Genomic DNA, 22,035 nt, shown 5'->3' with positions numbered 1-22,035 from the left:
TAATATCTATTAAGCAAAACAAAAATGAAAAAGTTATCATATGTAATATTAATGACGTTGGGCATGGTTTCCTGTAAAAAGGATACACTCAATCTTGTTCCGCAAACCTCACTAAGTTCGTCGTCGTTTTTTAAAAACGCGGCTGAGTTTAATCAGGCACTAACCGGAGCCTACACGAACCTTCGTGGTGTTGCCTTTATCGGTATTTATATGGATGAAATGCGATCTGACAATACCTTTTTTACCATTTACTCTGCAGATAGGGGCACCTCAACCAGTGCCGAGGCAATGGCCGAGTTTATTGACAACAATATATCCAGCCAGGAACCAAATACACCCGGTAACCGATACGGTAATGATTATTCGGGCATTTCATCTGTAAACATAGTGCTGTCGCGCCTGGCCAAATCAAACCTTGCACAAGCAGATAAAGACCAGATATCCGGCGAAGCTCTATTTTTAAGAGCGTTTTACTATTATGATCTGGTTCAGCATTATGGTGGTGTACCATTGCAACTGGAAGAAGTTACCAATATAGACGGCGCTTTTTTACCCAGAAATTCGGTAGATGATGTTTATAACCAGATAGTGAAAGACCTTACTGCTGCTATACCACTTTTACCTGTTGTAAAAACCTTCCCACAATCGGGTAGGGCAACACAGGGCGCAGCCAAAATGCTACTTGCTTACACCTATATGTCAAAACCGACAAAGGAGTATGGGAAAGCAGAAACCGCCTTGCTGGATATTACTAAAATGAATTACGCACTTTTGCCTGATTATGCCAGTGTATTTGATCCGACGAAGAAAAACAATCAGGAATCGATTTTTGAGGTACAATATAAAATAGGCAATGATGGGCAACAAAGTGATTTTATTTGGAGGTTTATCCCAAAAACAACAAATTCTGAATTTATTTTAGGTTTACGTGGCACCAACGCACGTGGAGGCTTAACCAGCGGCGGTTGGAACGTTCCGACCCAGGAAATGGTTGACTCCTATGAGCAGGGGGATCTCCGGTTGCCTGCCTCTATTGCAGTAGCCGAAGGAACGGTAGCTAATGAGGTACTTACGACTACTGCGGTTAAAAGCCCGGTAGGTTATAAACCAACCCCCGGTTTAGGTTATTATTACTTTATTAAAAAGTACCTGCACCCACCATATCAGGTTGAATATAATACAGATGATAACTGGCCGGTATTCCGCTATTCGGGTGCATTGTTGCTATTAGCCGAATGTTTGGTAGATGAAGGCAAAAGCGGTGATGCATTACAATATCTTAACAGGGTTAGAAAAAGAGCGGGATTGCCAGATCTGGCACAGGCCACCAAGCAAAACGTTTCCGACGAAATGCGTCATGAACTGGCATTTGAGAACCACAGATGGACAGACCTTATCCGCAATAACATGGCAATTGATGTCCTTAACGCTAAAGGCGTAACGATGAAAAAATTGTACGGATTTTTATTGCCATCTACCTTTAACGTTACCCAAAACAGACTCATTTATGCTATCCCTTTCCGCGAGTTGCAAATAAATAATAAACTGACCCAAAACCCAGGTTATTAAGTTATCTGAAAGCTACCAAACAAAAAAGCAGGTAAGCCATAGTTTACCTGCTTTTTTGTAATATCAGAAAATGAAATCAGAAAATTATTTAATGTAAACTTTTAGTTTGATCTCCTTTTGTTTTTCCTGGGTAAACTGGCCACTTCCATCATTACTCATTGCCGCAAAATCGCCAGCCTGAGACTCTTTATATTCAAAACCATAACAACCGGTTGTAGTGGTTGATTTGATAACCGCGAGGTAATGATTTCCTTTAATAACAGCCGCTTTAAATTTAATCGTATAATTTTTAGGCGCCCACGATAGTGTATCCTGTTTTAGACTTATAGCTGCAATTGCAGGACCTGTGGGATTTGATTCATTATCGGTATTGTATAACTCTATCATAAGGTCTGCATTCGGATAGCCGCTTTTAAATGTGGTAAAATCAAGCTGGTATAAAGTACCGTTGCGGTCGGCGGTAAATGATTGTCCCCGATGCCTGGTTTTATTGATATCACACGCGGTAGTAAAATCATCATTAATCTGAGTTGATTTGCCAGCACTGTAATTTGAAAGGACATTAGTTTCACCACAAACCAATGGATTGATTGAGCCATCTGGAGCAAAAGTAAGCGGAGCCCAGTAAAAATTGGCTTGCGCCTCATTTTTGGCTGCGTTGTTCCATAAGTCGCTGCCAAAAAGAAAAACTGTTTCTGAATTTAATTTAAAGGTTGATACAAAAGAGGGTTGTCCACCGCAGGAATTGTCGCTGATCTTTTTACCTTCAGACCATGGCCCCAAAGGTGATCTGGCGGTGCGATAAGAAGCGCCTGTGCCCGAGCAATACCCACAGTTAGGATCCGAGTAAACCACATAGTAAATGCCTTTTCGCTTAAACAATGCGGGCGCTTCTGTTTTGCCATCGGTAACTGATTTAACATGCTGACCTGTACCAGTAAGATAATCAGCACTTAACTTTTCAATCACGATGCTGCCTTTTGTACGCCAGTCGGTATAAGCAAGATAAGCCGTTCCGTCATCATCAACAAACGTATCATGGTCGCCATTATTCAGGCCTGCTACGGGCATTTCACTGTTAACCGCAAGGGTTGGTTCCTTAGCTTCGGTAAATGGGCCTGTTGGCTTTTTGCTCATGAAAACGCGATACCCAACGCGATTATCATATACATTTATCCAAAGTACATACAGTCGGGTTTTCTGATTGTAAATAACATGGGGGCGAAAACAGCCATAAGTTTTGCCATCGCATCGGGTTTGCCATACTGGTGTTTTAGCGTTAAATAAAAAGCCCTTATCCGTCCAATGGGTAAGATCTTTAGATGAATATACTTTAAAACCACAAAATGGGGCCGACTTATTGCCCCATTCAAAGCCACAATCATAACTGGTGCCATATAGATAATATATGCCATTAAACAATGCTATTTCGCCATCATGAGCATCGATGGCATTGCTAAGGTTATCAAACCTGGTTAGCTGTTTCCCGTTGCTGCTAAAGTTTTTTATGGTTTGTGCGAAGGTAATTTGTGTAAATAGCAGAAAACTTAGAATGGTGGTGATAATGATTGTTTTCATTGGTCTTAAAGTTTATTTGGAAGCTTATATGTTGTATAGCATAGAGCTGTAGCTTTCCAAAATTATTTTAGTAGAACCAGATTATACTTACATTATTTGATAATTTATTTGTTGTTTATGGCAGGTGTTACAAAGTACCCCGGGTTCGTTTCCTATATTCTGAAGGGGTTAAGCCGGTTCTTTTTTTAAAGAGTTTTGAAAAGTAAAAATAAGAATCAAACCGAAGATCACTTGAAATCTGTTTAATGGGTATGCCTGGGTCATTAAGCAAACTTTTGGCACGCTCAATTTTTAATTGAATATAATACTGACCAGGTGAAAGGCCTGTGTGGGTTTTAAACACTTTACGAAACCAGGAATAACCAACCTGCAATTGCTCGGCGGCTATTTCTGGCGAAAAATCCTCGGCTATGTTAGACCTAAACAATAGACGTGCCTTGTTAATAATCACTTCTTTGTCTTCAGATTCGACTGCGTTTTGTTTTATAATAGAATGGAAGCTGCCAAGCAAATGCAATGCGGCACCGGATATGAGGGGCTGGTAGCCTGGACCTTCCAGTTTCGTTTTTTCGATGATGCAGTTAAAAATGTCAAATGTATTTTCATTAAACCCAATATATAAACAAGGGTTATCGGGCTTGAAAAAACTCCTTTTAGCCAGATTGTCCATGATCTCACCTTTAACGCCTATCCAATATTCGTCCCATCCGGTTTCGCCATTGGGTTTATAGCGGTGTCTTTCGCCGGGGAAAAGAATAATGATAGTACCTGCTTTAACTTCGGTTTGGCTGCAACTGTCCGACTCAAAAACGCCTTTGCCTTTAGTGATATATATGATCTGGTATTCATTTAAAACACGGCCTGCGTTCCAGTTAAAATAATGGTGGGCCGGATGGCTTTTAAAAGGATATAAGCCAGATGCTTCAATACGCGTGCAACCGGCATTTAAAACACATAAACCCCAGTTTTCATCTTCTTTACTTACCGGCAGGTATTTATAGTAATTGATCATTCAGATATAAATTAAATCCGACTACCTGGTATAAATTCTTATTGGCGCATTAATCCACGGATGTTTGATTTACAATCTATAAAAATATTAAACTTTTAAGTAAAAATATATGCAGATTTTACATGTTAAACCTTAATGCCAAAAAATACAAACAAAATATCAAATAGTTTATAACAGGTCTGTTGCCTGTTTAAATCAAAAACTACAAATCAAATATCAAAACATACATTGTAAAAAGGGGGCTGGCAAGATAACTTTGAGATATCAGCAATTAGCCAGTTTATAAAAAGCCCTTGCCCTTATAGTTTAATATGGTGGTCAACCGGCCTGATTTTTATACCATACCGTAAATAACATGTTAACAAAAACAATAATTGCCCCAGAGGTTAAGGTCGGACTTTTTGGAATTGGTTTAAACGTTTACTGGGAACAATTTAAGGGGTTAGAAAAGAGACTGTCAGGGTATACCGATGTAGTAGCCGATAAGCTCAAAGCCTCCGGTGCAGTAGTTGTAAACCTTGGCCTGATAGATACGCCCCAAAAAGCGTTTGAAGCGGGCGATCGTTTCAGAACCGAAGGAGTGGATATTATATTTTTATACGTTACCACTTACGCTTTATCTTCAACGGTGTTGCCTGTGGTTAAAAAAGCTAAAGTGCCTGTAATTGTACTTAACCTGTCGCCCGAGGCGGCAATTGATTATACTGCCTTTAATAATTTAAAAGACCGTACCGCCATGACGGGGGAGTGGCTGGCTTATTGTTCGGCCTGTCCGGTGCCCGAAATAGCTAACGTTTTTAAACGCTCCAACATTCCGTTTTACCAGATAACAGGTATGCTGCATGGCGATGATCATGTTTGGCATGAAGCGGGGGAGTGGATAGGCGCTGCCAAAGTAGCCGGTCAGATGTATTATAATACGCTTGGACTTATGGGTAGTTATTATTCGGGTATGTTGGATATATATTCAAATCTCACTTTACACTGCGCAACATTTGGCGGTCATATAGAAATTATTGAGGTTGATGAACTATCAGCATTAAGAACGAAAGTATCGGCTGATGAAGTTAAGCTTAAAGTTGATGCGATTCATAAATGTTTTGATGTTCAGGATGATTGTTCTGTAGATGAAATAGAACGGGCCGCCTTAACAGCCGTCGCCTTAGACAAGCTTGTTCAAAAGCATAATTTAGGCTCCCTTGCTTATTACCATAAAGGAACCGGTAATGCAGTTAACGAAGATACCATGAGCTCTGTAATTGTAGGTAACTCCCTGCTTACAGCTGGCGGTATCCCAGTGGCGGGTGAGTATGAAGTTAAAAACGCGCAAGCTATGAAAATTATGGAGTGCTTTGGCGCGGGCGGCTCTTTTACTGAATATTATGCAATGGACTTCACAGATGACGTAGTACTCATGGGGCATGATGGTCCGTGCCATCCGGCTATTGCCCAAGGAAAGATTAAGGTTAAGCCGCTTCAGGTTTACCACGGTAAAGTGGGTAAAGGCTTATCTGTAGAAATGTCTGTTAGCCATGGGCCGGTTACTTTGCTTTCGGTAGTGGAAACAGCCGATGGCAAAATTATGTTCCTGGTGGCCGAAGCGGAATCAGTTACCGGGCCAATTCTTGAAATAGGTAATACCAACAGCAGGTACAGGTTCCCGATAGGAGCGAGAAATTTTGTGGAGACCTGGAATGCACAAGGCCCGTCACATCATTGCGCCGTGGGGAAAGGGCATATTGCTTCTAAAATAAAAAAGCTCGGTGATCTTTTGGGTTTGCAGACGATCAAAGTATGCTGATAATGCTATAATTAACTGGTTAAAACTTTATTAAATATACATGAAGCAAAGAAAAATTACTTTAGCGATATTGGTTATCTGTTGTTTCGGTTCATTGAAGCTATATGCTCAACACTATATAGACGGAAGACCTTCCGCATCATTACGTTTACAATGCACTGATGAAGGCGTTGTGTTGAGGCACGGAAACGGAGCCGACAGTTGTGACACATTTGGCGCGAGGGAAGCTATTGTTAACGAGGTTGACAATAAATATTACTTGTTTTATGACGGTGCCGGAAAAGATGGATGGAGAGCTTGTTTAGCCGAAAGTGATGATCTCAAAAACTGGAACAAAAAAGGAGCTATTCTTGCCCTGGGGGATCCTGGAAAAAGCGATTCAAAAAGTGCATCTGCTCCCTGGGTAATTAAAAGTGATGGTGTATGGCACATGTTCTACCTGGGTACTCCGCATACAACACCCGCTCCGGACAGGATACCCGCTTTCCCTTATCTAACTATGAAAGCGCAGGCCAAATCTATTAAAGGCCCATGGGTTAAACAATATGATGTTACTCCTTTTGTTGAAAAAGCAAATAGCTTTTATACAGTAACCTCCAGTCCGGGGTTTATTGTTAAGGTAAATGGAGAGTTTCTACAGTTCTTCAGTGGTGCTTCCGAAGATGCCAACGGAACTAAAAGAACACTTGGACTGGCAAGAACTAAAAATTTAAACGGTAGCTGGAATATTGATCCAAAACCATTATACCCGCCCACTGAGCAGGTAGAAAATTCATCTGTATTTTTTGATCAGGCTACTAAAACATGGTATTTATTTACAAACCATATCGGAATAACAAAGGAAAATGGAGAATACACCGATGCCATATGGGTATACTGGACAAAAGATATTTACCATTGGAATAAGAAAAGTAAAGCCATTGTATTAGATAGATCGAATTGCACATGGGCTAAAGGAGCCATAGGAATGCCCACTGTAATTAAAGTAGGGAATAGGCTGGCAATGCTATATGATGGGGTTGAAGGACCCAGCACAAGCCACATGGGCAGGGATATAGGCTTGGCCTGGATTCAATTACCATTAAAAATTCAATAAAAAGATTATACCTGCTTGATTCTCAAAAATACTGTCCAAAATGCCATAATATTCCCGACTGAACAGGCAGAGTGCCTAAATATCAAAACACAAGCTGAATTATATGACATACAAGTGTGTGATGAATGTCCAAAGACAACAAAAGAGTTGATTGATCTCCTGAACAGGGGAATAAAATATGATTACATATACCTCAGCGCTCACGGCGGCGAGGATGGCGCTTTAGCGAACGGAATTCCAGGTATAGCAGGGGTGGATGCCTATAATTCCGTAACAAATCCGAATATTGACAATATAACCGACCATTTTATAGTATTGGTAGAGACCGGCAATGATTCAAACGGAAATTTTATCCGGTTTGTCGATAACTCGACAAGCCGCCTGTCTGCAGCAACCAGTTCAGAAAACAAATTATATGATCACGCGACCACTGGTGTTATTTCGGGAAGAAGTCAAACGGCTTATGGAAATGACCCGTCCGGGCATGCTTATAGGAAAAGTATTCATAAATAAAAAGTATGAAAAAGATAATTTTGATAATCGTATGTGCTTTTTGTTCAATAAATTCATTTGGGCAGCAAAGAGAATTTAAAGAAGGGTGCGATTTCCTAAAAAACCCGCAATATAAAAATGGCTCCGATACCGTTACTGTTTTAGGTAAGTTGACCGAGCTGAGTAAGGTTAATATCTACGGGGATTTGATGAAGGTCGCAAAGAAGACAAACACGGACATTAAAGACTATAATACTGGTATTGTTATTCAACCGGTCAATTGCGGTAAAGAATATTTGGTCGCGGCATACCTGAAAAGTCTTGGAAAGAACGGCATTTCACTAATGAAACCGGACGAGAAAACAATACTCAAATTCAGATGTATTATTTTCGAAGGCTATTTCAGTGGCACCCAACCTTTATTCATTATTGATAAGATTTCTAAACCATGATTTATTAAAAGCATTTGGTTGCCTCGCCGGTAAATGGAGATAACTATAAGATTTTAGATTGATAATTAACTAATTAACATATTTATTTATAAGCCGCCGCCAGTTGAAATACCCAGCGTCTGATAAATGAGTGCCGTCAATTGTTAAATCAGCATCTATCTTGTTACCTCTTAAAAATTCGGAATAAAGGTCGATAAAAGTTACATCTCTCATTAAACAGATATTTTTCGTTTCTTTATTGTACCTGACGATCTTATTATTCAAACTGTCAATATTGGTTGGCAAAACAGACTGTACATAAACAACCGTATTGGGAGACTTGTCCTTTATCAGATATAGCATTGAAACCAGGTGGGCTTTTACCGTATCCATGCTTATACCGTATTTAAAGTCATTTACACCAAACTCAATAAATAGCTTTTTAGGTTTACGGTATATCAGTTTGTTTATCGCCTGGATGCCGTTTTCAGATATACTCCCGGCAAAGCCCATGTTTTTAACAAGTGGATTACCGAACTCATATTGAACATTAAAGCCTTCCGTGATGCTCGTGCCTAAAAATATTATTTCTCCTGTACCCGCTTTTGACTTCAGAAAATCAGCCCAACGTTCATCTTTGGTTATAACGTGATGAAAAAGCGATTGATGACTGTAATAAAACCGCTTGCCGATAAAAAACAGTACAAATATGATATTGAGTGATAAAGAAACTGTTAGCAGACCTCGTTTGAATCTATTATTAAACATTAATGGTATATTATTATAAACGAAGATATAACTTATTACATTTTCATGCATCTAATCGCTATTATATGTAAGACGTTCGACGCTGTCACCGTTAACGCGGGCATTTGAAAGTTACCTCCTGTACTTATACCTGAAAGCTTTGATGCAACGCTGTTTTAACTTTGTGCATATCGCTTGCCAGGATATCGTATATTTTATCATACTGATTGCACAAATCAAATATGCCTACGCTGTATTGACCAAGATACCTATCGCTGTCTTCTTCGCTATCTGCGGCCCGTAATTTACTCCCGATATCCAATATCTTCAAATACAACTCATGAGATTTATTATTGGCGGCAATCAGTTCATCATAGGATAAAGTGACATCGAAGTAAAGCCCGATAAGGTTATGCCTCCAGTTAGCGACATTCATTTGTTTTAGCCGGGCATCAGCTTCTGCTAAACCTTCTGTCATCGATTTATAACTTGCCTCGCTTCGTTGTATATTTCTACCCTTCCAAAATTGAACGCTTTTTTTTAGGATAGACATCGTTTCGCCAGTCACATAATTGTTTAGCCGTTTGGTTCAAATTAATATAATCAACGGCTAACGGCCATGAGACGGCACCAGATTCCTCAAAAGCAAATTGACATTATGCGGAGGCAGTTCATACGAGGCGATGAAACAGGCTACCGGATCGCAAAAAAACTGGGCATTTCGACGGTTACTTCCTGGAGATACATGACTGAGTTTAAGCGTATCAAAGCAGCTTACCCGGAAAAACTAAACAATATGAAGTTTTTTATGCCTGAAGAACCTAAGCAGCATAGAATGACTCCATTGTATGTCCAATTCCTCAGAGTTTTACCACGTCTATTAGCGGACGAGGTACCTGGAGTGAAAGCGAAACCCGTTTGGCGGAAATACCGAAAGTTATACCCTGAAGGCTATGCCTATTTACCGTTCACTGAATTATTTTACATATGGATTAAAGAAAACGATGTGCCGGGAAAACCTAAGATAATTCAATCCTTACCGGAGAAAGACCTGAAGGTTTTGAAAAAATGGAAGCATTCGGCAATTCGAAGGAATTGGCAAATCGCTACTACGCTTCTCATGGCGCTGGAAACTTCCTGTTACAAGGATATCACTGATAAAACAGAGGCAACATTTCAAACGATAAAAAGCTGGATCAGTACCTACGAAGAGAAGGGCTTAAGTGCATTTGCGTTGTCTAAGCACAAAATCTTCCCTACCGTAATCAAGCGGATGAAGTTGCGTGCCGGCAAAGTCATCAAATTGCTTCATGAATCTCCGAAAATGCACGGGTTGAACCGTACCAGCTGGACTATAACTGCTTTGGCAGAGACTTACGAAAAGGCATACGCTGAGAAAATCTCCTGGGGTCAAATATCTTATACGCTCAAACAAAACGGGTACCGTTTTAAAAAGTCGCGGGACATGCTCACTAGTCAAGACCCTAAGTTCCGCGAAAAAATCAACAGATTGCAAAACGTCCTGAGGCGTTTGAAGAAAGATGAAAAATTCTTCTCTATCGATGAATATGGCCCTGTTGGCGTTAAAATCAAAGGTGGACGAATGCTAAAGAAAAAGAACGAAGACTATCAAATACCGGATAAGCAGAAACACAAGGGCGTGGTGATATGTACCGCCGCACTCGAGTTATCTACTAATCAGGTAACCCATTTTTATTCCACCAGGAAAAATACCTTCGAAACCATGAAGCTCGTCGAGGTGCTGATATCTAAATATTCGGATCAAAGACGTATTTTTCTTTGTTGGGATAACGTAAGTTGGCACCGGTCAAATATCCTGCTCGCCTTTATCAAAGAACATAATAACGAAAGTCGTCCGCTGGTAGTGCCGATGCCCTTACCCTCCAGTGCCCAGTTCCTGAACGTGATCGAATCTGTTTTTGGCGGCCTCGCAAGGGCTGTTATACACAACAGCAACTATGAGGGCCTTGAAGATTGCAAGGCCGCCATTGACAGGCATTTTATGGAACGAAATGAATATTTTAAAAACCACCCGAAACGTGCGGGTAATAAAATATGGGGTAAAGAGCCCGTTGCGCCGAGGTTTTGTGAGACGCAGAAGTGCCGGGACAGAAGAGCGATGCGCGGTGCTGATCAAAAGTAATAAGCCTGTGAAAATTGTAATTTTAACGCAGCTGCGCTACCTCCTCCGATTTAACTGACCGGCGATAAACACTACTGGCAGTGCCTTAGTCCAATTTAAAGCGCCGGTGCCAGCTATTGACATCAGTGGTACATTTAAAAATCTTATTACGTTTTTCGCCTATGCTGAGGAGAAAGTGAAAGAATTGATCAATAACCTCAAATACACCGGGGCAAAATTGTTAAGCAAAAAAAAGGACAGGAGGCCAATATTCATTGACGGAACACCCTGAACTCTTTTCCGGAACGTGTTGATCAATGGCTCCCGAATATCCACACACAGGCAGATGCCATTGGGCGCGTCGATGAGCGGAGCGGGTGTTTAGTTCAGGTTTCGGAACGCCACCGGAGTTTTGCCGGTTTTTTGCTTAAACAGCTTGTTGAAGTACTGAGGATATTCAAATCCCAGAGCGTAGGCTATTTCACCGACGGACTTATCTGTACTAATGAGCAGGTTCTTGGCTTCTTCGATCAGATAGAAATGAATATGATCTTGGGTATTTTTACCGGTTTCTTTCTTGAGCAGATCACTCAGATAGCCGGGTGATAAAAACACTTTGTCTGCGATACTCTTCACCGTGGGCAAGCCCTGCTCTTCAAGCCCGCCATGGTTGAAAAAATCCCTCAGCAGCTTTTCAACCTGCATGACTACCGAACTGTTAGCCGTTTTCCGGGTAATAAACTGCCGTCCGTAGAAGCGTGAGCAGTAGTTCAGTAATAATTCGATTTTGGAGACGATGATCGCCTGGCTATGGACGTCAATATTTTCATCCAGTTCGGCTTCGATCTGAAGCACACAATCGGTAAATATCTGCTTTTCCTTCTCCGACATATGAAGCGCTTCCGACACCTCGTAGGAGAAAAAGCTGTAATCCTTCATTTTATCATAGAGTGAGGTTCCGCGGATCAGGTCAGGATGAAAGAAGAGGCCCCGGCCTTCCAGTACGACCGTTTCATCGCCCTCTTTTTCCATTTCGATAACCTGGTTCGGCGCCATACAGATAAGGCTGCCATTGTTGAAGTCTACTACCTTGCGGCCATATCTCACGTTATTCCGGTTATAGTTCTTAAACAGCAGACAATAAAAATCAGCCGATATCTGGGTGTTATCTTCCACCTGTTCATCGACCTGGCTGAAATCTACTACCGCAACCAGCGGGTGCTTCAGCGGCTGTTCCAGGCTGAAAAACCTAAAGAGATCAGCAATGGCCGGCATATGAAGAAATACACTCATAATTAGCTGTTAACAATTTATTGTATAAAGTTAAATGATTTAACGACAAAAGGTACAGGACCGGATTATCAGCGGCCCTGTACCATCAGCATAATTAAACCAGCTTAAACTGTTTTTTAATCTCATGGATAAACGTATCGTCATCGCTCTGCTGACGCTGGTCTATGATCGCTTTGGCGTCGTCACCCGCAGTATAGCGTAATTTGATGGTACCGTCTGTGGCAGCCTGATAGATGACCTCAGCAACCAGGCTGGCCGGAGAAGCATTTTCAAAAAAGGCAGGCATGCCTTCGTTGATTTTGCCGACCAGCCACTGGTATTCGGTCAGGGATTCATCGTTACTGAAGTCAAGCGAGCGGCCGGCGAAGTCGGTGGCGATGGCACCTGGTTCAACGATTTTTATTTTGGCGCCGAACTGCTCCAGCTCATAGCTCAGCGCTTCCGAGATACCTTCTACGGCAAACTTGGTTCCATGGTATAAGGCGCCCAAAGGGAAGGACATCTTGCCGCCAATGGAGGATATATTGATAATTGTGCCGCCTTTATGGCTGCGGAAATGCGGCAGGACAGCCCTTGTAACATCGAGTAGTCCAATCACATTGGTATTGAACTGCCGGATGATATTGTCACGGGTGAAAGCTTCCAGCGGGCCGAAGGCGCCGTAGCCGGCGTTGTTAAGGACTACGTCAATCTTTCCGAACCTGTCAATCCCGGCTTCAATCGCTTTTTCGATAGCATCGGGGTCAAGCACGTCCAGCTTAGCCAGTAAGATGTTGTTGAGACCGGCAAGCTCTGTTTCGCCTTCAGGATTACGCATGGTAGCGATAACGTTCCATCCTTTCTCCTGGAATAGTTTTGCGGTTGCTTTACCGATGCCGCTGCTGGCACCGGTAATTAAAATTGTATTGTTCATGTTTTCTGCGTTTTAAATGATGATGTAAAGGTCATCCTGAAAACGGGGCAGCAGATAATACGAATCAGGGATAGTTGTATACTTTTTGCGGATTTAGCTGCTAAACTCGCTGGGGTTGATCGCCTTTAGCTTGTTGTTTATTGGGGAAGCTGATATCGACATCACTAAAAATCCTGTCACGGATTTATTTTCCAGGCGACAAACTTCGCTGGCGTAATTCAAGAGATACCTGCTGTGGCCGTGCGCCTGCCACTGTATTCGTTGAAGAGCCGTATATTTAACGAATCAAAGTAAGATGTAAAAATGAGTGAGATCAAAGCATTTGAGACGTTGCGTGATCAGTACCGGGAAATGGGACTCTCAACAGATCTCATGGACGCCGATGCAGATTTTACGATTTTCAGGCTGGCCGACGCTTTTGGCGACAGGTTGCCATTTGTTTCGCCCGTACATCGTTTGAATTTTTTCGTGTTCCTTTTCGTGAAGCAGGGTAAGGGCAGGTATACCATTGACGAACATACTTTCCCGCTGGAACCGGGTACCGTATATTTTACCAATCCCGGCCACCTGCGTTCCTACGTTTGGGAAAATACAGATGAAGTTTACCTGATCACGCTTGGAGAATCATTCCTCAAGGAAAACGTAAATGCCGACGTTTTTGAAGAGTTCCCTTTTTTATTGTCGGAAACATTTCCGGGCAGGGTACTTCCTTCTGATGCCTTCCTGGGTATCGAGCGCATCTATGAACAGATTTATGACGAGTACACACAGCGCTCGCTTTTTCGTATGCGTATCATCGCCGCCCTTTTCGTGGCCCTGCTGCTTAAGCTAAAAGAATATTTCTGGCTGGATTATAACCCGATCTATGAGGGGAACAGGAGTTCGCTGATCGTAAAAAACTTTAAACGTCAGTTGGAACATCATTACCGCCAGCTGGGTGAGGGCAGGGCAAGCCAGGTATTTCGCGTTCAGGATTATGCGGACGCACAGTATCTGCACCCTAATTACCTCAGCACCGTTATCAAATCCAAAACCGGCAGGTCTATCAGTGCCTGGATCGCTGATAAGACGGTTTCAGAATCAAAATCCCTGTTACAGAATACAAACCTTAGCGTAAAAGAAATAGCCTACCGGCTGGGATTCAGCGAAACCGCGCACTTTAGCAATTTTTTTAAAAAACACGCCAAACTTTCCCCTGCTGCCTACCGGATGGATAAAACGGCCGTTGGGTCTTAGATTTTTACAACACCTCCTTAGAACCGCGCAACGCCGGCCGTCCGGCAAACCTGACCTTTGTGCTGTCGATCATCGACAATAAAACAAAGGATCATGAAAACATTAAATCAAAAGAAGCTGGAAAAACTTAGCGATCGGGTGGTAAGCGCTGCACTGATCGCCCTGCATAACAGAGAGCGGGATAACTTCGCAAAATTAGTGAGTACGGATGCCACCTTCATACACAACGGTCAGCCTGAAAATATCCTTCAATGGGCCGATGCCTTCTTTTTTGGTGACAGCGAAGTATCCATCGCCGTGCTTGAAGAATCGGCCGACGGGCACACCATTTTGGCATCCATACACTCTTCAACAGCCGGTGAGCTGAAGGCGAAAATGATATTTACTATTTCGGGCGGAAAGGTTATCGCCCTCAACGCCGGTAAGGGTTAATTTAATATAAAAAATCATGACAAAAGAAGCAAAGCAAGCATACCTGTCAGCATGCTGGTCCCGGATAATTTCAGTAAGTGGATGGTCGAACAATTCGCCAAGTCCTGTTTGGTACATATATTCAGCTATGTGCTTCCCGACCTTGAACTGACTACAGGACTATTGGTGCTCACAGGCTTATTTACGAGACAGGCGTATATATCATCATGATTTCCCTGATCCTTGGACCTACAAGTATACATCAATGGGAAGCGATCCCTTCGCAGTAGTTACACACCGCGTTCCTGGTGTTATTACTGTTCTTCGGGCGGATGTACAATTCCTATAAGGTAGATGGGATGATCGCCAGGAACCATAAGACAGCGGGGTTGTAAGTTGGGGCGGCATGCAAATGGACAAACTTAAAAGCTTTGTGGTGTATAAGAATTCTCTCAGGATCTGCTCACGGCGCTGTTCAGAAATCCGGCTTATGACCCAGCCCAGCAATTCCCCCTTCCGGCTAAGCGGGTATTTAGGAATAACTTTAACAAAAAATTAAACATATAAACAATGAAAATAATCATCATCGGTGCTACCGGCACCATTGGAAAACACGTTGTAAAAGCGCTGGAACCCGGCAATGAGATCATAAAAGCAGGTTCTAAAAGCGGCGATTTACAGGTAAATATCAGTGATAACGGCTCGATCAAAAATTTATTCGAAAAGGTGGGCAGCTTTGACGCATTGATCAGTACAACAGGAGATGCACATTTCGGCCCGCTCAGGGAGATGAGCGATGCCAATTTCAGGGCTGGATTGAACAGTAAGTTAATGGGACAGATCAACCTGGTTTTGATAGGCCAGCACTACATTAACCCGAAAGGTTCGTTCACACTGACATCGGGCAGTTTAGGTGAAGATCCGGTCGTATTCGGGGCTTCGGTAAGCGCGATCAATGGCGCACTTGATGCTTTTGTCAAAGCAGCAGCCATAGAACTGGAAAACGGTGTTCGCATTAATGCCGTCAGCCCGGATGTAGTTGAAGAATCACCTGATTATTTCCCGTACTTCCCCGGCCATATACCGGTCTCCATGAACAGGGTAGCTCAAGCCTATGTAAAAAGTGTACTTGGGGCGCAAACCGGTCAAACCTACAAGGTATTATAGATTTCGCATAATATATGCAAAGGTTAAGAAACCGGCCTTTTTAAATGAAAAGGCCGGTTTTTTTCAGGAGTGAAACTTCAGTTTGTCGACCGCTTTATCAACCTTTTTATTTTCACCGTAAATGACGATACCTACGAGGTCCAAATCAGCGTCCGCATGCCCGGCGATTTCCGTGAGGTTCCCTTGTTCGTTTTTTGTTGCAAACAGGCCACTGGTGTAAATACCGAGGTGCAACTGCCTTTCTGATGCCCGGTTGAAAGCCCGCCTGATCTGTTCCCCGGATTGAGCCGCGTAAACCAGTATCGGATGTTTTAAAAAGGGCAGATACGCCGTACCGGTTGCGCTGACCAATGCCGCGCCGTGCGTTTCAGGAAAAGCGATCGCTACGGAACTCGCCAAAAAAGCCGTAACATTTAATTTCTGCCAGTCATCAAGGTCTTTCAGGATGACAACAGCTATTTTATTTTCATACATGAGCTAAGTAATTAATCGTTTAATGATTCAGGCCCTGACTGATATCAACGGCCATTTGGATATTACACCTAAAAAAGGGGGGGGCACGATTTACGAAATCCCAATTTGTAGTACAAGGGGATCGCCGGTTTTCATATCGTATGACTTTCCAGATATACTTTTTTCCCACCCAGTTCCCGGGCTTTGTCCAGCGCGTGTCTCCCAGGGAGCCAGCCGGCGCCTGGTCAAGTGAACAGCAACTCCGGTGCGCATTCGAATAACTAACCCGGCCGGGTTATCAAAAGTTGCAAAGCATCACCGGAATGAAATGCCGGTAATGCTATACTGCTGACAGCTGTAAGGCGCTAAATAAGCGGTGTTCAGGCATTGTTATTACCCTGCGCCTTTTCAGAAACATCCTGCCATTTTTCCCATGTTTCCAGGCGTTTTTGATACGCGTCTTTAGCCCAACCGAGGGGTTGTTCGCCTAAGAAAATTCTTAAAGGTGGTTCGTCCGCATCTGCTATTTGCAGTATGGCTTCCCTTGTCGCGACGGGATCGCCCGGTTTAAAGGTTCCGCGAAGTTTGGCGCGTTCGGCTCTTAGGGCATCATAAGCGGGATTGGCTGACGCATGTATAGCAGAACTCCCACTCCAATCCGTACCATAACCGCCCGGTTCAATCAGGGTAACGAAAACCCCCATTCCGGCTACTTCTTTGCTTAAAGATTCAGAAAAAGCTTCCAGCGCCCATTTAGAGGCATGGTATAAGCCCAAACTGATATTGGCGATAATCCCGCCGATACTGGATACCTGCAGGATCCGGCCGCTTTGTTGCTCGCGCATAATCGGAAGCGCGGCCTGGGTTACCCACAATGCCCCGAAGAAGTTTGTTTCCATCTGATCACGGGCTTCTTTCTCACTGATTTCCTCCACCATACCGAAGAGGCCGTACCCCGCATTATTGACAACAATATCCAGTCTCCCAAAATGAGCCCTTGCCTGTTCAACAGCCTCGAAACAAGCAGCGCGGTCAGTGACATCTAATTGTAACGGCAGTACCTGATGCCCAAACCGGCTTTTCAGATCGGCTAAGTCATCCACATTGCGGGCGGTGGCTGCAACGTTGTCCCCGCGTTGCAGTGCGGCAGTCGCCCATTCATTCCCAAACCCGCGTGATGAGCCTGTTATGAACCATGTTTTATTTTTCATAATTGATCATTATTAATGTGTTTAAAAAGTTGATTTAAATACCGGTCGCAACTGTGGGTGTTTAGTACAGGAGGTTAACAAATATTATTTAGGGACGTTTTAACTTTTATGTAAAAAAGTCAAACACGAACGTTATGGTAAATTCAAATCAAAAGTGGTAGCAGGGGACAGGAAAGCGCATTGTCTCCAGGCAATCTGCTATGGGAAATGCGGAGCACGAGCAGGTGCAATGCCAGTGATGGAGTCCAAACACTCAAATGCAATTGAATAATTTAATTCACAGTCATTTTATCAAAATATTTAAAAAGATCAGCGGGGTTATGCCGTCCATTTACCGCAAATCATTTCTGCGTTAGACGTGTCTGGATGGCGGTAATGTAGATTTAATAAAAAATTTAAACGTTATTTAAAATTAATAATGGAAACCGGCTCAATGCTCAGCCGGTTAGATACTTCTTTTTTATTGTGATAATGGTTTCTCTTTACTAATTGTCAGATTTAACCGATAAATATTGCTTGTTGAAAGGGTTTTAAGCTTGCTCATATTTGGTTTTGAATTCGCTAGCAAATTGGGAGAGTTTATGTTGGCCGGTCACTGGAGCGCCGGTGGCAAACAAATCTTTGGTAATCTTCCCGGCCCTTACGGCTTGTCCCATTTCGACGATCAGACCAACTAATTCCACTGGCAGTCCACCCGAAAGCATCCCTTGCCTGAGTTGTTCGTCAGGAATTTCTGTCCAGCTTAATTCCGGTTTACCTATGGCCTGCCCAAAAAGTGCTGAAATCTGGTTGCCGGTGGAGATATCGCTAATGAGGTATTTAACTTCAAAGCCGTTGCCTTTTTGTTGTAATGCTTTAGCAATAGCCGAGGAAAGATCTTCATGATGGGTAAAGGCCAGTTTTTCATCGCCGCTGTAATTGTTGCCAAATAAACCCCTGCTTTTGATTAACGGGATATCCCTGAAAAAGTTGACGAAAAAAAAGCCGGAGCGAAGGACAGTAATGTTCACATCAGTTAAGTGCTGAAATATCTGTTCGACGCGATGTACGCCTTGCACGGGTCCGGTGCCTTCATTTGCATCGGCACCGACGCTGCTGAGCATCACCACGCGTTTTACACCGGCTGCTTCAATAGCTTCTACGTAGGCTTGTCCTGCATCTGCAATGTTTTGGATCATATTGCCCGGCCCCATGGCTGGTGGCAGCATGGTGTAAACAGCATCTGCATCTTTAAATGCCGCGGTCAGAAAACCTTGATCGCTGATTGAGCCGACGGCAGCTTTCGCGCCTAAGGCTTCGATTTCTGCTTTGCGGTCTGTTTTGGTGGTGATGACGGTTATTTGATGACCAGCCGCTATTAATTTTTGTACAAGTGGTTTGGCTACATTTCCTAATGAGCCCGTAGTAGTTATTTTCATAATGGTTTTATGTTTTGAGTGTTTACGATTTCAAAGTTTGATAATCGGTGTAGCCTTGTTCACCGGGAGTGTAAAGTGTCGCATAATCAACTTCATTCAGGGTTGCGTTTTGCGCAACCCTTTCGATAAAATCCGGGTTAGCCAAAAAACTGCGACCAAAAGCTATTAAATCAGCCGAGCCGTTCTGTAATTTTTCCTCTGCAGTGTCTGCCGTTAATCCATTGCAATAGATCAGCGTGTTATTGAATGCCTTCCGTATTTCCTCATGAGTTTTAATCGGGATTGTAGGATTGTCCGAGATATGCAGGTAAGCTATATCGATGCGGTTTAGCTCTTTGGCCAGGTAAACGTAGGTGTCATGAACCTCACTTTCGTCATAAACCGGCATATCACTTAGGGTTGAATAGGGCGAGATGCGCAGACCAACTTTCTCGCTGCCAATAGCGTCGGCAATCTTTTGAGCCACTTCCAGCGTTAACCGGCTGCGGTTAATAATAGATCCTCCGTAATCATCATTTCGGTTATTGACCTGTGGATTCAGGGATTGTTCCAATAAATAGCCGTTGGCACCATGCAGTTCCACGCCGTCAAAGCCAGCTGTAATGGCGTTTTTGGCAGCTTTTACAAAACCTTCGATCACCCGCTTGATGCCTTGTTGGTTCAAAGCAACAGGTACAGAATGTGGCTGCATGCCCAGGCTGTCAGTAAAAATCTCACCGGCTGCAGGGATGTCTGATAGGCCTACCGGCTGATATCCTTCTGGCAAATTTGCAGAATGAGCGATGCGGCCCGTATGCATCAGTTGCAGGAATATTTTTGATCCGCCATCGTGTACAGCTTTGGTCACTGCTTGCCAGGCTTGAATTTGGGCTACAGAAAAAATGCCGGGGATTCGCGGGTATCCTAAAGCTTCCGGTGTTGGTGCGGTACCTTCGGTAATGATCAACCCAGCACCGGAGCGTTGCCCGTAATAAGTTGCCATCAGATTATTGGGGATATTGTTTATGGCCCGGCTACGGGTCATAGGAGCCATCACTACGTGGTTTTTTAATTGTAATGTGCCTTTACTAAATGGTTCAAATATCTTTTTCATTTTGAATGTCTGTTTTGATTGACATCACAAAATTGCCCCGATTTAGTAGCGTAAAATAGCGCGATATGACATTAAAATAGTCCGATGCGACGGAGCTAAGACAGGTAAGAGTATTTTTTGGGGTTGAGGCCATAGTACTTTTCAAACAGCCGGCTAAAGTGACTGAGATTGGTAAATCCAAGTTCATAGCCCACCTCGGCAACCGAATGTGTTCCCTGTTTTAACAGGAAAGCGGCTTCTTCCATCCGCGCCTGCTGAAAGTAATTGTAGATAGTGCTGCCGAAGGTTTGCTTGAACAATTGCTTGAGTTTAGTTTCGCTCATCATCGCGATTTGCGAAAGTTCGCTCAAGATAGGCGGTACGCTCAGATCACTGATCACTTCATTACGGATATGTAACAGCCGTTCGGCATCGACGCTGTTAATACTGAGGTGAGTGTTACTTTCACGTGCCGACAACTGGTGGAAAAGCAGATACAGTAATTCCTGTACTTTGATGTGCATGGAGAAATGGCCCAAAGGTTCATTCACGTTAACGGCTGCAATGTTTTTGAGTATTTGTTTAGTCTCACCAGTCATGCTTTCAAAAAAAAGGAAGGAATTGCCCTGGCCTGTGATAGTATCAAAAATGGCTTTAGGCTGCTGCAAGGCAAGCAATGATTTCAAATAAGGCGGCTTGATAGCAACCACCACATAATGAACAACATGGTGCGCGGGAAAACGGATGGTGGAACTAAGGTCATTGGAAGTCACCTGAATAGCAGAATCATCACGTTGCGAAAAACGCACCTGAGGCTTATCGTCGAAAGCGATCTCAAGTACTTGTTCATTATTGTAAAAAAAGACGGTCAGCAGGTCATGTCCTGTTCCGCCATTTTTACGTTTGATAACCAGTTCTTCTTTTAATGTATAACTATGCAAGGTAATCTTGAAGTCCGGCCCGAAGGATATTTTGCGTATATATCCCTGCCCGAGGCTATCTGGAATATTCAGCAGACCATTTTCCACCTTTTCTCCGATATGCCGGGCGAAATGCGTCATAAAATCGAAATCAGGGCCGGCAGAAAAAGTAAACAACATGTAACAAGTAGCTTGTGATGCCTAAATTAAATTATTTCCGGCAATTTTTACGAGTTGGTAACCGACTTACTGATGCGATTTATGGATCATGCCTAGCCGTTTCATTCTTAGTAGATGGAATAATCTCGGCGCTGTTAGGCGTAGACAAAGATATTGATGCTGCAGAAAAGAACTCAGTTTTGCGCGGGTACTATGCCATTTTTTTAGAGTTTCACCTGATCGACTGCCAATAATACGGGCATTGCGCAACGATCTTTAATTAAAGACACTAATGAAGAAGTCTGTTACCAGCTGATTAACGTTAATTTAGCAGAGTGATCATATTCTAAAGCCTAATTGCCCATACGAATATCTGGTAAATACCAGGCAGCTGACAATTGCAGTAACAATAACTAAAAAGCGAGTTCCGGTTGCTGAAAAATCAGTGCCGGGACTCACTTTTTTTAAAATCCCCGGCAATATTTCTACCTCCCCACAACTTCTTTACGGAATGTGACGCCCCAGTTTAACAACTCATCCAACAGCTTCTTCATGGAATGCCCCAGCGGGGTTAAAGAATACTCAACAGTAACCGGCATGCTGTCATAAAGTGTTCTGGTGATAATTTTGTTGGTCTCCAGTGACTTTAACTCCTGTGACAGCATTTTAGGCGATATATCCACAATGTCCCTTTGTATTTCACCGAACCTTTTATCGCCAAAAGTCAGGGCAAGAACAATGGGAATCCGCCACTTACCCTGGATCACCTCCAGTGCATCTCTCGTGACAATCAGTTTTTGCTGGCAAACTTTTTCCTTTTGGCTCATAATGTCAATTTATTTGGTACTTACCCAACGGTAACTACTTCCCTTTAGGTAACTACTATATATTAGTTAGCAAAGATAGGTAATTT

Annotated in this window: 21 protein-coding genes; 9 read left to right on the top strand and 12 right to left on the bottom strand. The window is 43.0% G+C overall.

Annotation, left to right across the window (positions count from 1 at the left end; translation table 11 throughout):
* Window positions 1–24: 24 nt before the first annotated feature.
* Entirely contained in the window at window positions 25–1,569 is a 1,545-nt protein-coding gene (locus BLS28_RS15515) for a RagB/SusD family nutrient uptake outer membrane protein (protein ID WP_091168979.1), read from the top strand.
* Window positions 1,570–1,653: 84 nt separating this feature from the next.
* On the opposite strand, the gene BLS28_RS15510 is transcribed toward BLS28_RS15515, so the two are convergent.
* Window positions 1,654–3,147, bottom strand: a complete 1,494-nt coding sequence (locus tag BLS28_RS15510; RefSeq protein WP_091168977.1) for a family 43 glycosylhydrolase — start codon at window positions 3,145–3,147, stop codon at window positions 1,654–1,656.
* A 127-nt stretch (window positions 3,148–3,274) separates the two neighbouring features.
* A complete protein-coding gene (locus BLS28_RS15505) occupies window positions 3,275–4,159 on the bottom strand; it encodes an AraC family transcriptional regulator (protein ID WP_091168974.1) in 885 nt (294 codons plus the stop codon).
* Window positions 4,160–4,514: 355 nt separating this feature from the next.
* Here BLS28_RS15505 and BLS28_RS15500 point away from each other — a divergent pair, with 355 nt between their 5' ends.
* Genes BLS28_RS15500 through BLS28_RS15485 form a run of 4 tightly spaced genes read left to right on the top strand, consistent with a single transcriptional unit; the run spans window position 4,515 to window position 8,000 of the window.
* Window positions 4,515–5,960, top strand: a complete 1,446-nt coding sequence (locus tag BLS28_RS15500) for an arabinose isomerase (RefSeq protein WP_091168970.1) — start codon at window positions 4,515–4,517, stop codon at window positions 5,958–5,960.
* A gap of 40 nt (window positions 5,961–6,000) precedes the next feature.
* Window positions 6,001–7,056, top strand: coding sequence for a glycoside hydrolase family protein (locus tag BLS28_RS15495; RefSeq protein WP_091168967.1), 1,056 nt, complete (start codon window positions 6,001–6,003; stop codon window positions 7,054–7,056).
* A 15-nt stretch (window positions 7,057–7,071) separates the two neighbouring features.
* A complete protein-coding gene (locus tag BLS28_RS15490; RefSeq protein WP_091168963.1) occupies window positions 7,072–7,569 on the top strand; it encodes a hypothetical protein in 498 nt (165 codons plus the stop codon).
* Window positions 7,570–7,574: 5 nt separating this feature from the next.
* Window positions 7,575–8,000 carry a hypothetical protein gene (locus tag BLS28_RS15485; RefSeq protein ID WP_091168958.1) on the top strand — a complete coding sequence of 142 codons (426 nt, stop codon included), beginning with the start codon at window positions 7,575–7,577 and terminating at the stop codon, window positions 7,998–8,000.
* A 69-nt stretch (window positions 8,001–8,069) separates the two neighbouring features.
* Here BLS28_RS15485 and BLS28_RS15480 read toward each other — a convergent pair whose 3' ends face one another.
* Together BLS28_RS15480 and BLS28_RS15475 are read right to left on the bottom strand one after the other, a co-directional pair.
* Window positions 8,070–8,747 (bottom strand): SGNH/GDSL hydrolase family protein, encoded by a 678-nt coding sequence (locus tag BLS28_RS15480; protein WP_176844481.1) that lies wholly within the window; start codon window positions 8,745–8,747, stop codon window positions 8,070–8,072.
* 124 nt (window positions 8,748–8,871) lie between these two features.
* The gene (locus BLS28_RS15475) at window positions 8,872–9,204 is read right to left on the bottom strand and encodes a hypothetical protein (protein ID WP_143020780.1); all 333 of its coding nucleotides are present in this window, start codon (window positions 9,202–9,204) and stop codon (window positions 8,872–8,874) included.
* A gap of 141 nt (window positions 9,205–9,345) precedes the next feature.
* On the opposite strand from BLS28_RS15475, the gene BLS28_RS15470 reads away from it, so the two are divergent.
* The gene (locus BLS28_RS15470; RefSeq protein ID WP_091168947.1) at window positions 9,346–10,890 is read left to right on the top strand and encodes an IS630 family transposase; all 1,545 of its coding nucleotides are present in this window, start codon (window positions 9,346–9,348) and stop codon (window positions 10,888–10,890) included.
* Window positions 10,891–11,250: 360 nt separating this feature from the next.
* Here the strand turns inward: BLS28_RS15470 and BLS28_RS15465 are convergent, their stop codons facing one another.
* Window positions 11,251–12,162, bottom strand: a complete 912-nt coding sequence (locus tag BLS28_RS15465; RefSeq protein ID WP_091168943.1) for a helix-turn-helix domain-containing protein — start codon at window positions 12,160–12,162, stop codon at window positions 11,251–11,253.
* 94 nt (window positions 12,163–12,256) lie between these two features.
* On the bottom strand, window positions 12,257–13,075 hold the full coding sequence (locus tag BLS28_RS15460) for an SDR family oxidoreductase (RefSeq protein ID WP_091168939.1): 819 nt from the start codon (window positions 13,073–13,075) through the stop codon (window positions 12,257–12,259).
* Window positions 13,076–13,378: 303 nt separating this feature from the next.
* Here BLS28_RS15460 and BLS28_RS15455 point away from each other — a divergent pair, with 303 nt between their 5' ends.
* From BLS28_RS15455 to BLS28_RS15445, 3 genes are all read left to right on the top strand, one after another.
* Window positions 13,379–14,311, top strand: coding sequence for a helix-turn-helix domain-containing protein (locus tag BLS28_RS15455; RefSeq protein ID WP_091168935.1), 933 nt, complete (start codon window positions 13,379–13,381; stop codon window positions 14,309–14,311).
* 93 nt (window positions 14,312–14,404) lie between these two features.
* Window positions 14,405–14,743, top strand: coding sequence for a hypothetical protein (locus tag BLS28_RS15450; protein WP_091168932.1), 339 nt, complete (start codon window positions 14,405–14,407; stop codon window positions 14,741–14,743).
* A 549-nt stretch (window positions 14,744–15,292) separates the two neighbouring features.
* Window positions 15,293–15,889 carry a short chain dehydrogenase gene (locus BLS28_RS15445; RefSeq protein WP_091168928.1) on the top strand — a complete coding sequence of 199 codons (597 nt, stop codon included), beginning with the start codon at window positions 15,293–15,295 and terminating at the stop codon, window positions 15,887–15,889.
* A 63-nt stretch (window positions 15,890–15,952) separates the two neighbouring features.
* Here the strand turns inward: BLS28_RS15445 and BLS28_RS15440 are convergent, their stop codons facing one another.
* From BLS28_RS15440 to BLS28_RS15415, 6 genes are all read right to left on the bottom strand, one after another.
* Entirely contained in the window at window positions 15,953–16,363 is a 411-nt protein-coding gene (locus tag BLS28_RS15440) for a DUF2000 domain-containing protein (protein WP_091168925.1), read from the bottom strand.
* A 359-nt stretch (window positions 16,364–16,722) separates the two neighbouring features.
* A complete protein-coding gene (locus BLS28_RS15435) occupies window positions 16,723–17,553 on the bottom strand; it encodes an SDR family oxidoreductase (RefSeq protein ID WP_091168922.1) in 831 nt (276 codons plus the stop codon).
* A gap of 530 nt (window positions 17,554–18,083) precedes the next feature.
* The gene (locus BLS28_RS15430) at window positions 18,084–18,971 is read right to left on the bottom strand and encodes an NmrA family NAD(P)-binding protein (protein ID WP_091168917.1); all 888 of its coding nucleotides are present in this window, start codon (window positions 18,969–18,971) and stop codon (window positions 18,084–18,086) included.
* Between the two features lie 22 nt (window positions 18,972–18,993).
* Window positions 18,994–20,064 (bottom strand): alkene reductase, encoded by a 1,071-nt coding sequence (locus BLS28_RS15425; RefSeq protein WP_091168913.1) that lies wholly within the window; start codon window positions 20,062–20,064, stop codon window positions 18,994–18,996.
* A gap of 95 nt (window positions 20,065–20,159) precedes the next feature.
* Window positions 20,160–21,143, bottom strand: a complete 984-nt coding sequence (locus BLS28_RS15420; RefSeq protein WP_091168909.1) for a helix-turn-helix domain-containing protein — start codon at window positions 21,141–21,143, stop codon at window positions 20,160–20,162.
* A gap of 464 nt (window positions 21,144–21,607) precedes the next feature.
* Window positions 21,608–21,949 carry a winged helix-turn-helix transcriptional regulator gene (locus tag BLS28_RS15415; protein ID WP_091168905.1) on the bottom strand — a complete coding sequence of 114 codons (342 nt, stop codon included), beginning with the start codon at window positions 21,947–21,949 and terminating at the stop codon, window positions 21,608–21,610.
* Between the last annotated feature and the right edge of the window lie 86 nt (window positions 21,950–22,035).

The organism is Mucilaginibacter gossypii (assembly GCF_900100945.1).
Lineage (GTDB): Bacteria > Bacteroidota > Bacteroidia > Sphingobacteriales > Sphingobacteriaceae > Mucilaginibacter > Mucilaginibacter gossypii.
The sequence above is the reverse complement of the archived record's forward strand: the minus strand, read 5'-3'. Positions and strand labels throughout refer to the sequence as shown.

Bases quoted from the DNA above. Each gene is read 5' to 3' on its own strand.
- BLS28_RS15465 (WP_091168943.1), bottom strand. From the start codon at position 12,162: ATGAGTGTATTTCTTCATATGCCGGCCATTGCTGATCTCTTTAGGTTT.
- BLS28_RS15455 (WP_091168935.1), top strand. From the start codon at position 13,379: ATGAGTGAGATCAAAGCATTTGAGACGTTGCGTGATCAGTACCGGGAA.
- BLS28_RS15415 (WP_091168905.1), bottom strand. From the start codon at position 21,949: ATGAGCCAAAAGGAAAAAGTTTGCCAGCAAAAACTGATTGTCACGAGA.
- BLS28_RS15430 (WP_091168917.1), bottom strand. From the start codon at position 18,971: ATGAAAATAACTACTACGGGCTCATTAGGAAATGTAGCCAAACCACTT.
- BLS28_RS15445 (WP_091168928.1), top strand. From the start codon at position 15,293: ATGAAAATAATCATCATCGGTGCTACCGGCACCATTGGAAAACACGTT.
- BLS28_RS15480 (WP_176844481.1), bottom strand. From the start codon at position 8,747: ATGTTTAATAATAGATTCAAACGAGGTCTGCTAACAGTTTCTTTATCA.
- BLS28_RS15505 (WP_091168974.1), bottom strand. From the start codon at position 4,159: ATGATCAATTACTATAAATACCTGCCGGTAAGTAAAGAAGATGAAAAC.
- BLS28_RS15425 (WP_091168913.1), bottom strand. From the start codon at position 20,064: ATGAAAAAGATATTTGAACCATTTAGTAAAGGCACATTACAATTAAAA.
- BLS28_RS15435 (WP_091168922.1), bottom strand. From the start codon at position 17,553: ATGAAAAATAAAACATGGTTCATAACAGGCTCATCACGCGGGTTTGGG.
- BLS28_RS15450 (WP_091168932.1), top strand. From the start codon at position 14,405: ATGAAAACATTAAATCAAAAGAAGCTGGAAAAACTTAGCGATCGGGTG.
- BLS28_RS15485 (WP_091168958.1), top strand. From the start codon at position 7,575: ATGAAAAAGATAATTTTGATAATCGTATGTGCTTTTTGTTCAATAAAT.
- BLS28_RS15460 (WP_091168939.1), bottom strand. From the start codon at position 13,075: ATGAACAATACAATTTTAATTACCGGTGCCAGCAGCGGCATCGGTAAA.
- BLS28_RS15470 (WP_091168947.1), top strand. From the start codon at position 9,346: ATGAGACGGCACCAGATTCCTCAAAAGCAAATTGACATTATGCGGAGG.
- BLS28_RS15500 (WP_091168970.1), top strand. From the start codon at position 4,515: ATGTTAACAAAAACAATAATTGCCCCAGAGGTTAAGGTCGGACTTTTT.
- BLS28_RS15475 (WP_143020780.1), bottom strand. From the start codon at position 9,204: ATGACAGAAGGTTTAGCAGAAGCTGATGCCCGGCTAAAACAAATGAAT.
- BLS28_RS15440 (WP_091168925.1), bottom strand. From the start codon at position 16,363: ATGTATGAAAATAAAATAGCTGTTGTCATCCTGAAAGACCTTGATGAC.
- BLS28_RS15515 (WP_091168979.1), top strand. From the start codon at position 25: ATGAAAAAGTTATCATATGTAATATTAATGACGTTGGGCATGGTTTCC.
- BLS28_RS15495 (WP_091168967.1), top strand. From the start codon at position 6,001: ATGAAGCAAAGAAAAATTACTTTAGCGATATTGGTTATCTGTTGTTTC.
- BLS28_RS15420 (WP_091168909.1), bottom strand. From the start codon at position 21,143: ATGTTGTTTACTTTTTCTGCCGGCCCTGATTTCGATTTTATGACGCAT.
- BLS28_RS15510 (WP_091168977.1), bottom strand. From the start codon at position 3,147: ATGAAAACAATCATTATCACCACCATTCTAAGTTTTCTGCTATTTACA.